This window comes from Pseudomonas sp. UBA6323 (genome assembly GCF_002439135.1).
Lineage (GTDB): Bacteria > Pseudomonadota > Gammaproteobacteria > Pseudomonadales > Pseudomonadaceae > Aquipseudomonas.
On sequence record NZ_DJSX01000011.1, the window covers coordinates 374 to 13,244 of the forward strand.

Genomic DNA, 12,871 nt, shown 5'->3' on the forward strand with positions numbered 1-12,871 from the left:
TCCTACAAAAGCAGAGCAGCGAGCCTCCTTGTGGGAGCGGACTTGTCCGCGAGCTTTTCCTTGAGCCATCCATAACTTTCCCGCTGACCGAGCGGCGCTGAGGTTGCCAGCTAGGCGCTGCGTTGAAGCGGAAGCCCGTTTGCGGGTGATCCGCTAATCCACTTCGTGTCATGACATTCGCGGACAAGTCCGCTCCCACAAAGCAGAGCAGCGAGCCTCCTTGTGGGAGCGGACTTGTCCGCGAGCTGTTCCTTGCCATCACACTACCTTTCCCGGCTGACGAACCCTGCGCGCTGGAGCGGGCCGCTGCCGAGCCGCATGCTGGAAGACCTGTCGGCGCTCGTGAAGGGTGGCCACTGACTACGCCTGCTCTCCTGCCCCAATCCGCCCTGCGGTCGCCTCAGCCCCCATGGCGATGCGTTTGCCTTTCCTGCCGGCCAGCACCAGCGCCTGGCCATCTCGTTGTGCGCCTGCGCGCGCCTCGCTCATCAATTGCGGAATCAGAGGGCCTTCCGGCAGGTTCTTCCAGAATCTCAGCGGCAGATGCTGCTGCATCACCGTGCGGTTGAGACGCGCCGGGTTGAAGGTGCTGCCGTAATAAGCGCGCCACAGGGCCTGGCCGTCATCCTCGGGCTGCTGCGCCCAGGCTTGCCATTGCGCTGGGCAACGGCGTTCGTGCAGCAGGTGCTGGCCATCCCAGAACACACCGTCGCGCGGCGTTGCGATCAGCCAGCTGTGCTTGCCCAGGCGCTCGGCGAAATGGCCGCTGGCCGAGGCGAGGATGTCATGAGCCGGTTCGAACCAGGCGACGAAATCCGGCGCGCCGGCAGCCTTGCTCGGTTGAAAGCGCGCGAAGGCGTGCAGATGATGGGCTTCGCGGCGCACTGTCTTGAGTCGCCGATGCAGTTCGCTGCCGTCCGCGTCGCCGGCCAGCACGGCGCTGCGCTCGCCCTGCACGAAGCGCCAAAGCACGCGGTAGAGCAGACTCCAGCGTTCCTCGCCACGGTACTGCGCAGCGCTTTCCAGTAGCTCCAGCAGTTCGGGGGATACCCGCAGGCGACCGTTCGGCTCAGGTGCAGGTTCGGCGGGCTGATCGAACAGGCCGGGCGCCGCTTCTTCGTCGAGCCACTGCAGCTGATGCGGCGCCAGGCCCTGGAGCAAGGCGCGGCGTGCGGCCTGACGCCAGGTGGTGAAGGTGCCGTCGAAGCGCAGGCTGTGCATCACCACAACGCCATCTGCGCCGGGGTATCGCGCAGTTGCTGGCGCAGCACCACGGACTCGTGTTCGGCCCGCGGTGGCCGGTAATCCTGAGTGACGATGAAGGGCTTGGCCTTCTCCAGCACGCAGCGCAGGCGGGTCAGATCTTCATAGCGGATGCGCCGTTCACGCCGAAGTGCGCCCAGGCGCCGAGCGCTGAGCACGCCGATACCGGGCACGCGGGCGATCAGCGCTTCGTCGGCACGGTTCAGATCGACCGGGAACTGCTCGCGGTTGGCCAGTGCCCAGGCCAGCTTGGGGTCGATATCCAGCGCCAGGTTGCCGGGACCAGCGAGCAGTTCCGTGGCGCTGAAGCCATAGCCGCGCATGAGGAAATCTGCCTGGTACAGGCGATGCTCTCGCAGCAGTGGCGGCGCCTCGAAGGGCACGCTTTTCGGGCTTTGCGGAATCGGGCTGAAGGCCGAGTAGTAGACGCGGCGCAGGCGATAGTCGTGGTACAGGCTTTGGGCGTTATGCAGGATGGTGCTGTCGTCGGTGGCGTCGGCGCCGACGATCATCTGCGTGCTCTGCCCGGCCGGAGCGAAGCGCGGCGCGCGGCGTTCTTCCTGAGCCTCGCGCTCGCCCTGGTGGATGCTGTGCATGGCCTGGTGGATGCTGCCGACGTTCTTTTCCGGTGCCAGGCGTACCAGGCTTGTCTCGGTAGGCAGTTCGATATTGACGCTGAGGCGGTCGGCATACAGGCCGGCTTCGGCGATCAGCTCAGGGGCGGCATCGGGGATCGTCTTCAGGTGAATATAGCCGCGGAACTGATGCTCCTCGCGCAGCAGCTTGGCGACGCGGATCAACTGTTCCATGGTGTAGTCGGCCGAACGGATGATGCCGGAGCTGAGGAACAGTCCACTGATGCAGTTGCGTTTGTAGAAATCGAGGGTCAGGGTCACCACTTCCTCGGGTGAAAAACGCGCACGCGGCACGTCGCTGGAACGGCGGTTGATGCAGTACTGGCAGTCGTACAGGCAGAAGTTGGTCAGCAGGATCTTCAGCAGCGCCACGCAGCGTCCGTCCGGCGTGTAGCTGTGGCAGATGCCCATGCCGTTGGTCGAGCCGATGCCGTCCTTGCCCTTGGAGCTGCGCTTCGGCGCGCCGCTGCTGGCGCAGGAGGCGTCGTATTTGGCGGCATCGGCGAGGATGGTGAGTTTTTCGATCAGTTGCATGGCATGCCGTAGCTATACTGTTTTTATATACAGTATATGGGCATCGTACAGCTATCAAGCAGTTCGTGAAGTCGCACCGCCCAACGGCGCGTGAAACCTTATGTCGGCGCGCTGCGTCTTACCCGGTACCTCGTTCAAGGAGTACGTCATGCAACGACAGGACACACACAGCAAGCTGATCGGTTACCTGCTGTGGATCTTTGGTTTTCTCGGTTCGCACCGCTTCTATTACGGCAAGCCGGTGACCGGCACCATCTGGTTCTTCACCCTCGGTCTGCTGTTCATTGGCTGGATCATCGACCTGTTTCTGATCCCCTCGATGGATCGCGAGGCGGACCTGCGCTTCACCGCCGGCGATACCGACTACAACGTCGCCTGGATCCTGCTGACCTTCCTCGGCGTGTTCGGCGTGCACCGCATGTATCAGGGCAAGTGGATCACCGGGATCATCTACCTGTTCACTGGCGGCCTGTTCCTGATCGGCGTGCTCTACGACTTCTTGACGCTCAACACACAGATCTCGATCCGGAATGCGCAGCGCGGTTGAGTCAGAGGCAAGTGATTTGCACGATCTGCCCCCTCTTCCATTTATTGGGGGCACGCCTAGTGGAGAGGGCTGGGGAGAGGGTGGCTCAGGCGGTTCGGTGTTGCCGAATAGACCCTCTCCCCCGGCCCCTCGCAGAGCTCAGGGCGCTTGAGCGGGCGAAGCGATGCTTCGCTGTTTCCGCTCAAGCCCCGCAAGCGGGAGAGGGGAGACAGTCCCGTAGCCCGGATGCAATCCGGGGGCACCGAGAAATGAAAAGGGCATCCCGCGGGCTGCCCTTTTTTCGTAACGCTGAAGATCAGTCGTCGCTGTCGTCGTCGTCCGCGCCGTCGACTTTCATGCCCAGCTCCTTGATCTTGCGCGTCAGGGTGTTGCGGCCCCAGCCCAGCAGCAGCGCGGCGTCGCGGCGGCGGCCGGCGGTGTGCTTGAGCGCGGTCTCGATCATGATTCGTTCGAAAGCGGGCACGGCGGTGTCGAGCAGGCTGGACTGGCCGCGTGCCAGGGCCTGATCGGCCCATAGGCGCAAGGCCTGCTCCCAGTTGGTCACTGGCGCGGCGTCCTGCGGCTGGGTCAGCAACTCCGGCGGCAGGTCGTCGACATGCACTTCACGACCCGAGGCCATGACGGTGATCCAGCGGCAGGTGTTCTCCAGCTGGCGCACGTTGCCCGGCCAGGGTAGGTGCTTGAGGTAATCCTCGGTTTCGCTCTTCAGCAGTTTCGGCTCCACCGCCAGCTCCTGTGCCGCGCGGGCAAGGAAATGGTGGGCCAGGGTCGGGATGTCCTCGCGGCGGTCGGCCAGGCGCGGAATGTGGATGCGGATGACGTTGAGGCGGTGGAACAGGTCTTCACGGAATTTGCCGGCCTGCACCAGGGTTTCCAGGTTCTGGTGGGTGGCGGCGATGATGCGCACGTCCACCTTCACCGGGGTGTGACCACCGACGCGATAGAACTCGCCATCGGCCAGCACGCGCAGCAGGCGGGTCTGGGTGTCGGCCGGCATGTCGCCGATCTCGTCGAGAAACAGGGTGCCGCCGTCGGCCTGCTCGAAGCGCCCGCGACGCTGGTTGGCCGCGCCGGTGAAGGCGCCTTTCTCGTGGCCGAACAGCTCGGACTCCATCAGGTCCTTGGGAATTGCCGCCATGTTCAGGGCGATGAACGGAGCGGCGGCGCGCGGGCTGTGGCGGTGCAGGGCGTGTGCCACCAGCTCCTTGCCGGTGCCGGATTCGCCGTTGATCAGCACGGTGATATTGGAGTGGGACAGGCGGCCGATGGCGCGGAACACCTCCTGCATCGCCGGCGCCTCGCCGATGATTTCCGGGGTGCGTGCCTGCGCGGCGGGGGCGGCCAGGCTCTGCTGTTCCTGCGCATGCTGAAAGGCGCGCTTGACCAGCGAGACCGCCTCGTCGACGTCGAACGGCTTGGGCAGGTACTCGAACGCGCCGCCCTGGTAGCTGGCCACCGCGCTGTCCAGGTCCGAATGCGCGGTCATGATGATGACCGGCAGGCGCGGATACAGCTCGCGGATCCGTGCCAGCAGGTCGAGGCCGCTGGCGCCGGGCATACGAATATCGGAGATGATCACGTCCGGCTGCTGGCGGGTCAGGCGGGCGAGTACACCGTCGGCACTGTCGAAACTCTGAGTGGTCATGCCTTCCTGCTGCAGGGCCTTTTCCAGGACCCAGCGGATGGAACGATCGTCGTCGACAATCCAGACGGTTTCACTGCGGCTCATGGCGTGGGCGCTCCTTGTTCCAGCGGCAGGAAGATCGAGAATACGGTGTGGCCAGGGTGGCTCTCGCACTCGATCAGACCTTGGTGCTGACTGATGATGTTCTGGGTAATGGCCAGGCCCAGGCCGGTGCCGTCGGCACGCCCGCTGACCATGGGATAGAAGATGGTTTCCTGCAGTTCGGCCGGGATGCCGGGGCCGTTGTCGATGATCTCGACCTTGACCACCAGGCGGTGGCGTGTGTGGCCGATGGTGAACTGGCGCAGGGTGCGGGTGCGCAGGCTGATGCGGCCCAGGCCCATGTCGTGCTTCTGCCCGGCGATGGCCTGCATGGCGTTGCGCACGATGTTGAGCACGGCCTGGATCATCTGCTCGCGGTCGATCATCAGGTCCGGAATGCTCGGGTCGTAATCGCGCACCAGGGTGATGCCGCCCTGGCTTTCCGCCTCGATCAGGTTGGCGACGCGCTCGAGCACCTCGTGCACGTTGGTCATCGCCAGCGACGGCAGCTTGTTCGAGCCGAGCATGCGGTCGACCAGATTGCGCAGGCGGTCGGCCTCTTCGATGATGACGTTGGTGTAGTCCTTGAGGTCTTCGTTGGGCAGCTCGCGCGAGAGCAGTTGCGCGGCGCCGCGGATGCCGCCGAGCGGGTTCTTGATCTCGTGGGCCAGGCCGCGCACCAGCAGTTTGGTGGTCTCCTGCTTGGACAGCTGCGCCTCTTCCTTGGTGATGCGCAGCAAGCGATCGCGCGGATGCACCTCCAGCAGCAGTAGAGTTTCGCCCTTGCTGAACAGTGGCGTCACCGCATAGTCCACGGTCAGCGTCTGGCCGGTGACCGAGGTCAGCACGGCTTCACGCTTGTTGAACGGATGCGCCTGCTCCACCGCTTGGCGCAGCGACGAAAGCGCCTCGGGCGATTCGGTGAACAGGTCACTGATGAACTGTCCATGGCTGCGCTGGCCGCTGACGGCCAGGAGCATTTCCGCCGCCGGGTTCATGTACTCAAGGCACAGTTGGCTGTCGAGCAGCAGGGTGGCGGTGGTCAGGTTGTCGAGTAGCAGTCGGTGCAGCGCGTCGTTGATGGTCATAGGCAGTGCGTTCCGGCGATGGGCAGGAAAATGCAAGAAGCAAACCAAGGCCCCGAAAAGACGCATGATGTGTGCGGTCTGGCAGGTTTTAGGGGCGTAGCGGCGCAGTTGGGTAGGGAAAAGCGACCCAAAACAGGGAGAGCTTAGGAGATGGTGCGCCAGATTGCACCATTAAGGTGCAATCTGCTTTCAGAAGAAAGGAAGGATGCTGACTTCTTCCTTGGGTTTGTCTTTCAGCGGGCATTCGGGCCGCACGCCGTATTCATCCTTCTTGCACGGGTTGACCTTGCGCTTCTGCGCCAGGCTCATGCGGTGCATGTGGAAGGGCTGCGCCGGGGTGCGCTCGACGATGAGGCCCGCAGAGTCGATGATCTCTGCCACCAGTTGGTGCGTGCCGCGGTCGACGTGCCGCAGGGAAAACACCGGGCTGCGGCTGATTTCGCCCTGTGGCTCGCCGTCCAGCAGCACGCGGTAACTATGGCTGGACAGCAGACCCGGCTCGCTATTGAGGGTGACGATCATGTCCCCAGAACCGTTGTGGATCGAGGCGTCCGGCTCCGGCAGGAGGATGCGCAGCAACTGATAGTGCACGGTCGGCTTGGTGACGGCAGGCGGGGTCGCGCGCACCATGGGCGTGGGCTGGCTCAACTCCACGCGGTTGGAGGGCGCGAGCATCACCCGCTCGGCATTGCTGCTGCGCGGCTTGTCGGTGAATACGCGGTTACCTTCGGCGTCGATGTAGGTGTAGACCTGGCCAAACGCGAACGGCGCGACGAGCGCAAGCAGGATGAGCGGAAATCGCATGGTCAATTGACAGGCTTCGGTGTCGGACGGGATGGTGGTGTCTGGCGCGCCGGACTGTTCAGGCTGATGCGCTGCACGGTAAAGGTTTCGGTGGCGCTCTGCTGGACGATGCGCTCGCCATCCATCACGGCCACGGCCAGTGCGTGCTCGCCGCGGTCCAGGTTGGTCAATTGCAGGCTCGGCACGTTGCTGGCCTGACCATAGGGTTCGCCATCGAGGATCAGGCGCAGGCGGTGACCGGGTTGCAGGCGCGGCTGAATGTTCACCCCGACGATGAAGGTACCGTTGTTGGCGCGCATGGCCTCATCATCCGGAATGCCAGTCAGGCTCAGCTCGGCGTAGGGCGCTTCGCTCTGCGTCGGGGCGTCGTCTTCGGGCGCTGGCAGGCTGGGCGTGTGCATCTCCACCGTGTTGGTCGGCGGCAGTTCGACGCTCTCGGCGGCCGTGCCATCCGGCGGCTGATTGGTGAAGACCGTGTTGCCGTTGGCGTCGGTGTATTTGTAAATCTGCGCACTGACCGGCAGGGCCAGGGCAAGCAACAGGCAGGCGAGTAATGGGCGCATGGGCCGATCCCTCCTCGGGTGATGCGCTAAGCCTTGCACTGCAATCGGTTCCTGGCAAGCGCAGGGCGCCTTGGCTGTGATGTTCGGCTACAAAAAGTGGACTCGGATCTGCCGTAGGAGCGAGCTCTGCTCGCGAACCTGGCGACCTGGAGAGCTTCGCGAGCAGAGCTCGCTCCTACAGGGCATGGTGTTGCTGCGTGCCCATAAAAAAGCCCCGCCAGGCAGGGCCGGGCAGGGCTCTTGAAGCGCGCCGCACGAGGGCGGCGCGAGTCTGGCTTAGACGCTGTAGTACAGGTCGTATTCCAGCGGGTGTACGAAAGTACGTACCTTGATTTCTTCTTCCGATTTCAGCTCGATGTAGGCATCGATGAAATCGTCGGAGAACACGCCGCCCTTGGTCAGGAACGCGCGGCCCTTGTCCAGCTCTTCCAGGGCTTCTTTCAGGCTGCCGCAGACCTGCGGGATCAGCTTGCCTTCTTCCGGCGGCAGATCGTACAGGTTCTTGTCGGCGGCATCGCCCGGGTGGATCTTGTTCTGGATACCGTCCAGACCGGCCATCAGCAGTGCAGCGAAGCACAGGTACGGGTTGGCAGCCGGGTCCGGGAAGCGCGCTTCGATACGGCGGGCTTTCGGGCTGGAAACGTACGGGATACGGATCGAGGCGCTGCGGTTGCGAGCCGAGTAGGCCAGCATGACCGGAGCTTCGAAGCCCGGAACCAGACGCTTGTAGGAGTTGGTCGACGGGTTGGTGAAGCCGTTCAGGGCCTTACCATGCTTGATGATGCCGCCGATGAAGTACAGCGCGGTCTCGGATAGACCGGCATAGCCTTCGCCTGCGAAGGTATTCTTGCCGTCTTTGGAGATCGACATGTGCACGTGCATGCCCGAACCGTTGTCGCCGTACAGCGGCTTCGGCATGAAGGTAGCGGTCTTGCCATAGGCGTCGGCCACGTTGTGCACGCAGTACTTGAGGGTCTGAACTTCGTCAGCCTTGGCGACCAGGGTGTTGAACTTCACGCCGATTTCGTTCTGACCGGCAGTGGCCACTTCGTGGTGGTGCACTTCGACGACCAGGCCCATTTCTTCCATGGCGTTACACATGGCAGTACGGATTTCGTGGTCGTGGTCGCACGGCGGAACAGGGAAGTAACCGCCCTTGACGGCCGGACGGTGGCCCTTGTTGCCGCCTTCCACGTCCTGATCGGTCATCCAGGAGCCTTGCTCGGAGTAGATCTTGAACATCGAGCCGGAGATGTCGGACTTGAACTTCACTTCGTCGAAGATGAAGAACTCGGGCTCCGGGCCGACGAATACGGTGTCACCGATGCCGGTGGTTTTCAGGAACTCTTCGGCACGCTTGGCGATGGAGCGCGGGTCGCGATCGTAGCCCTGCATAGTGCTCGGCTCGATGATGTCGCAAACGATGATCAGGGTCGGCTCTTCGGTGAACGGGTCCAGCACGGAGGTTTCGTCGACCGGCATCAGGATCATGTCGGAGGCTTCGATGCCTTTCCAGCCATGGATGGACGAGCCATCGAACATCTTGCCGTGCTCGAAGAAGTCTTCGTCCAGGGCGTCACGGGCCGGCATGGTCACGTGGTGCTGCTTGCCCTTGGTGTCGGTGAAGCGCAGGTCTACCCACTTCACGTCATGTTCTTTGATCAGTTGAACAGCCTTAGACATGTTGTCCTCCAGATGGAAAAGGCTCGCTTAGTGGAGCCCCGATATGTGCGGTGAAGCCCGGCGGGATAGTCCTTCAGGGCAACCTGCCTCACAAGGGAGCAAATTGCATGCCAGTGCCCTTTATTGGGCAGAGGCCGCGAAACTCAGGCGCTGCGCCGCCTGCGCAGCAATTTCGCTTTGAGTTTTGCACCATTTGAGGGCTGCGATTTATTCAAAAGACCTATTTTGGTGCGCCATCTTGGTGCTGCAGTATTTTTGGTCAAAGCTTGAACAATTTCCGCTATAATCCGCGCCCCTGTTTTTTCGTCCCCCAAGTGGGCGGCCTATTCATGAAGCTGATCGTTAAAGTTTTCCCTGAAATCACCATCAAGAGTCGTCCGGTGCGCAAGCAGTTCATCCGCCAGTTGGGGAAGAACATCCGCGCCGTGCTGCGCGATCTTGACCCCGATCTGCGGGTCACCGGTGTGTGGGACAACCTGGAGGTCGAGACCGACCTGGACGACGCCAAGCTTCTGGCCGAGATGACCGAGCGCCTGCGCAACACGCCGGGTATCGGCCTGTTCCTCGAAGTTAATGAATACCCGCTGGGCGATCTGGATGAGATCACCGAGCACTGCAAGCGCCACTATGCCGACCAGCTGCCGGGCAAGATATTCGCCGTGCGTTGTAAGCGTGGCGGCAAGCACGCGTTCAGCTCCATCGACGTCGAGCGCCACGTCGGTTCGCGTCTGCGTCAGGAGTGCGGTGCAGCCGGCATCGATCTGAAGAAGCCGGAAGTCGAAGTGCGCATGGAGATTCGCGACCAGCGCCTGTTCGTGGTGCACAACCGTCACGAAGGCCTCGGCGGCTACCCGCTGGGTTCGCTGGAGCAGACTCTGGTGCTGATGAGCGGCGGCTTCGACTCCACCGTCGCGGCCTACCAGATGATGCGCCGCGGCCTGGTCAGCCACTTCTGCTTCTTCAATCTGGGGGGGCGTGCCCATGAACTGGGCGTGATGGAAGTGGCACACTACATCTGGCAAAAGTTCGGCCGCTCGCAGCGCGTGCTGTTCGTCAGCGTGCCGTTCGAGGCAGTGGTCGGCGAGATTCTCGGCAAGGTCGACAACAGCCAGATGGGCGTGATCCTCAAGCGCATGATGCTGCGCGCTGCCACCCGTGTTGCCGAAAAGTTGCAGATTGAGGCGCTGGTTACTGGCGAGGCGATCAGCCAGGTGTCGAGCCAGACCCTGACCAACCTGGCGGTGATCGATTCGGCCACCGACATGCTGGTGATGCGCCCGCTGATCGCCAGCCACAAGCAGGACATCATCGACACCGCCACGCAGATCGGCACCGCCGAGTTCGCCAAGAACATGCCCGAGTACTGTGGCGTGATCTCGGTCAACCCGACTACCAAGGCCCGTGGTTATCGCGTGGAGAAGGAGGAGGCGCAGTTCGACATGGCCATCCTCGACCGTGCCCTGGAGCGCGCGACCCAACTGCCCATCGACCGCGTGATCGACGAACTGGGCAAGGACGTGCAGGTCGAGGAGGTGCGTGAGGCGCTGGCCGGGCAAATCGTCATCGACATCCGCCATCCCGATGCTGCCGAAGACGAGCCGCTGGACGTGCCGGGCGTCGAGGTGCAGGCGCTGCCGTTTTATGCGCTGAACAACAAATTCAAGGAACTGGATGAGAACCGCCAGTACCTGCTGTACTGCGACAAGGGCGTCATGAGCCGCCTGCATGCCCATCATCTGCTGAGCGAGGGACACGCCAATGTGCGCGTTTATCGTCCGGCATAGGACGCCGGGGTTGAATGGCGGGAGTATCCGCCATCGCCCTCCCGACCTGGGGCACCTCTAAAAACTACCTGCGTTGTCATTGCTGCGTTAAAAACAAGCTCAAAATGCTCATTTACAACTTGTAAACTCCGCCTTTTCGCTTGTTTTTGCCTTGCACTGACTGCCTCGCCTACGTTTTTAGAGGTCCCCCGATCAGCTCGCTGATCCCCTTTTCTTCATATTCGTCGTCCAGGCTGGGCGACACACCGAATCCTCTGATCGAGATACACACAGTGATCGAAAATCTGCGCAACATCGCCATCATCGCCCACGTCGACCATGGCAAGACCACCCTCGTCGACAAACTGCTGCGTCTGTCCGGCACCCTCGACCGCAAAGAAGCGGAAAACGAGCGCGTCATGGACTCCAATGACCAGGAAAAAGAGCGCGGCATCACCATTCTGGCCAAGAACACTGCGCTGAAGTGGGGCGACTACAACATCAACATCGTCGACACCCCCGGGCACGCCGACTTCGGTGGTGAAGTAGAGCGCGTAATGTCGATGGTCGACTCCGTACTGCTGGTGGTCGACGCCCAGGACGGCCCGATGCCGCAAACCCGTTTCGTGACCCAGAAGGCGTTCAAGGCCGGCCTGCGTCCGATCGTCGTGGTCAACAAGATCGACCGTCCGGGCGCGCGTCCTGACTGGGTCATCGACCAGATCTTCGACCTGTTCGACAACCTCGGCGCCACCGACGAGCAGCTGGACTTCCCGATCGTCTACGCCTCGGCCCTGAACGGCATCGCCGGCATGGACCACGAGAAGATGGACGACAACATGGACGCGCTGTTCCAGGCCATCGTCGACCACGTCCCGGCTCCGGTCGTCGACGTTAACGGCCCGTTCCAGATGCAGATTTCGCAGCTGGACTACAACAGCTTCCTCGGCGTCATCGGTATCGGCCGCATCGCTCGCGGCACCGTCAAGGCCAACAGCCCGGTAACCGCCATCGGTGCCGACGGCAAGCGCCGCAACGGCCGTATCCTCAAGATCATGGGCCACTCCGGCCTGCAGCGCGTCGAAGTTCAGGAAGCCCAGGCTGGCGACATCGTCTGCGTATCGGGCATGGATGAGCTGTTCATCTCCGACACCCTGTGCGACCAGAACAACGTCGAAGCGCTGCCGCCGCTGACCGTCGACCAGCCGACCGTGAGCATGACCTTCCAGGTCAACGACTCGCCGTTCGCCGGCAAGGAAGGCAAGTTCGTCACCAGCCGCAACATCAAGGATCGTCTGGAGAAGGAACTGCTGCACAACGTCGCCCTGCGCGTCGAGCCGGGCGAGACCCCGGAGAAGTTCAAGGTCTCCGGTCGTGGTGAGCTGCACCTGTCGGTACTGATCGAAACCATGCGCCGCGAAGGCTTCGAACTGGCCGTAGGCCGTCCGGAAGTGGTGATCATCGAGAACGAGGCCGGCGAGAAGCAGGAGCCGTACGAGAACGTCACCATCGACATCGAAGAACAGCACCAGGGTTCGGTGATGGAGCAGATGGGCCTGCGCAAGGGCGATCTGACCAACATGGTTCCTGATGGCAAGGGTCGTATCCGCCTGGAGTACACCATCCCGGCGCGCGGCCTGATCGGCTTCCGTAACAACTTCCTGACCCTGACCTCGGGCAGCGGCATCCTGACCTCGACCTTCAGCCACTACGGCGCGATCAAGGCCGGCGAAGTGAGCAACCGTCAGAACGGCGTACTGGTCTCCATGGCCACCGGCACCGCGCTGACCTACTCGCTGGAAACCCTGCAGGCGCGCGGCAAGCTGTTCCTCGAGCCGGGCCAGGAAATCTACGAAGGTCAGCTGGCCGGTATCAACAGCCGTGACAACGACCTGGTGATCAACCCGACCAAGGGCAAGAAGCTCGACAACATGCGCGCCTCCGGCAAGGACGAAGTCATCGCCCTGGTACCGCCGATCAAGTTCACCCTCGAGCAGGCGCTGGAATTCATCGCCGACGACGAGCTGGTGGAAGTGACGCCGAAGTCGATCCGTCTGCGCAAGAAGTACCTGAACGAGAACGACCGCAAGCGCTTCGAGCGCGCCAAGGTCTAAGAGCGGCCGCAAGCCGCAAGCTTCAAGCTGCAGGTAAAAGCAAAGCCCCGCCAGAGCGATCTGGCGGGGCTTTTTTCATGGTCTGTCATACCTTGCGTGGAGCTCTTGGGTGTCGCACGGTGACGTCAGACATCGCTCCCAAGCATTTTCG

The 12,871-nt window shown here is 62.5% G+C and carries 10 protein-coding genes; 3 read left to right on the top strand and 7 right to left on the bottom strand.

Annotation, left to right across the window (positions count from 1 at the left end):
- Positions 1-360: 360 nt before the first annotated feature.
- Together B3P22_RS03190 and B3P22_RS03195 are read right to left on the bottom strand one after the other, a co-directional pair.
- Positions 361-1,221 carry a TIGR03915 family putative DNA repair protein gene (locus B3P22_RS03190; RefSeq protein ID WP_296269832.1) on the bottom strand — a complete coding sequence of 287 codons (861 nt, stop codon included), beginning with the start codon at positions 1,219-1,221 and terminating at the stop codon, positions 361-363.
- A complete protein-coding gene (locus B3P22_RS03195) occupies positions 1,221-2,432 on the bottom strand; it encodes a putative DNA modification/repair radical SAM protein (protein ID WP_275546882.1) in 1,212 nt (403 codons plus the stop codon). The genes B3P22_RS03190 and B3P22_RS03195 overlap by 1 nt, the downstream gene beginning before the upstream one ends.
- 148 nt (positions 2,433-2,580) lie before the next feature.
- Between B3P22_RS03195 and B3P22_RS03200 the strand changes: the two genes are divergently transcribed.
- Positions 2,581-2,979 carry a TM2 domain-containing protein gene (locus B3P22_RS03200; RefSeq protein WP_197856823.1) on the top strand — a complete coding sequence of 133 codons (399 nt, stop codon included), beginning with the start codon at positions 2,581-2,583 and terminating at the stop codon, positions 2,977-2,979.
- Positions 2,980-3,274: 295 nt separating this feature from the next.
- Here the strand turns inward: B3P22_RS03200 and ntrC are convergent, their stop codons facing one another.
- The 5 genes from ntrC to glnA form a co-directional block, all read right to left on the bottom strand.
- Complete coding sequence (gene ntrC / locus B3P22_RS03205) at positions 3,275-4,708, bottom strand: nitrogen regulation protein NR(I) (RefSeq protein WP_197856824.1); 1,434 nt, start codon at positions 4,706-4,708, stop codon at positions 3,275-3,277.
- Complete coding sequence (gene glnL / locus B3P22_RS03210; RefSeq protein ID WP_275547515.1) at positions 4,705-5,793, bottom strand: nitrogen regulation protein NR(II); 1,089 nt, start codon at positions 5,791-5,793, stop codon at positions 4,705-4,707. The genes ntrC and glnL overlap by 4 nt, the downstream gene beginning before the upstream one ends.
- 189 nt (positions 5,794-5,982) lie before the next feature.
- Positions 5,983-6,597, bottom strand: coding sequence for a DUF4124 domain-containing protein (locus tag B3P22_RS03215; RefSeq protein WP_296269836.1), 615 nt, complete (start codon positions 6,595-6,597; stop codon positions 5,983-5,985).
- Positions 6,598-6,599: 2 nt separating this feature from the next.
- Complete coding sequence (locus tag B3P22_RS03220) at positions 6,600-7,160, bottom strand: DUF4124 domain-containing protein (protein ID WP_296269838.1); 561 nt, start codon at positions 7,158-7,160, stop codon at positions 6,600-6,602.
- A 276-nt stretch (positions 7,161-7,436) separates the two neighbouring features.
- Complete coding sequence (gene glnA, locus B3P22_RS03225; RefSeq protein WP_013717510.1) at positions 7,437-8,843, bottom strand: glutamate--ammonia ligase; 1,407 nt, start codon at positions 8,841-8,843, stop codon at positions 7,437-7,439.
- Positions 8,844-9,172: 329 nt separating this feature from the next.
- Between glnA and thiI the strand changes: the two genes are divergently transcribed.
- Both thiI and typA read left to right on the top strand, forming a co-directional pair.
- Complete coding sequence (gene thiI / locus B3P22_RS03230) at positions 9,173-10,627, top strand: tRNA uracil 4-sulfurtransferase ThiI (RefSeq protein ID WP_296269841.1); 1,455 nt, start codon at positions 9,173-9,175, stop codon at positions 10,625-10,627.
- A 272-nt stretch (positions 10,628-10,899) separates the two neighbouring features.
- Complete coding sequence (gene typA / locus B3P22_RS03235) at positions 10,900-12,720, top strand: translational GTPase TypA (RefSeq protein WP_197856829.1); 1,821 nt, start codon at positions 10,900-10,902, stop codon at positions 12,718-12,720.
- The last annotated feature ends 151 nt before the right edge of the window (positions 12,721-12,871 follow it).

Coding starts and splice junctions, on each gene's coding strand:
- B3P22_RS03190 (WP_296269832.1), bottom strand. CDS start 1,221: ATGCACAGCCTGCGCTTCGACGGCACCTTCACCACCTGGCGTCAGGCC.
- B3P22_RS03195 (WP_275546882.1), bottom strand. CDS start 2,432: ATGCAACTGATCGAAAAACTCACCATCCTCGCCGATGCCGCCAAATAC.
- B3P22_RS03200 (WP_197856823.1), top strand. CDS start 2,581: ATGCAACGACAGGACACACACAGCAAGCTGATCGGTTACCTGCTGTGG.
- ntrC (WP_197856824.1), bottom strand. CDS start 4,708: ATGAGCCGCAGTGAAACCGTCTGGATTGTCGACGACGATCGTTCCATC.
- glnL (WP_275547515.1), bottom strand. CDS start 5,793: ATGACCATCAACGACGCGCTGCACCGACTGCTACTCGACAACCTGACC.
- B3P22_RS03215 (WP_296269836.1), bottom strand. CDS start 6,597: ATGCGATTTCCGCTCATCCTGCTTGCGCTCGTCGCGCCGTTCGCGTTT.
- B3P22_RS03220 (WP_296269838.1), bottom strand. CDS start 7,160: ATGCGCCCATTACTCGCCTGCCTGTTGCTTGCCCTGGCCCTGCCGGTC.
- glnA (WP_013717510.1), bottom strand. CDS start 8,843: ATGTCTAAGGCTGTTCAACTGATCAAAGAACATGACGTGAAGTGGGTA.
- thiI (WP_296269841.1), top strand. CDS start 9,173: ATGAAGCTGATCGTTAAAGTTTTCCCTGAAATCACCATCAAGAGTCGT.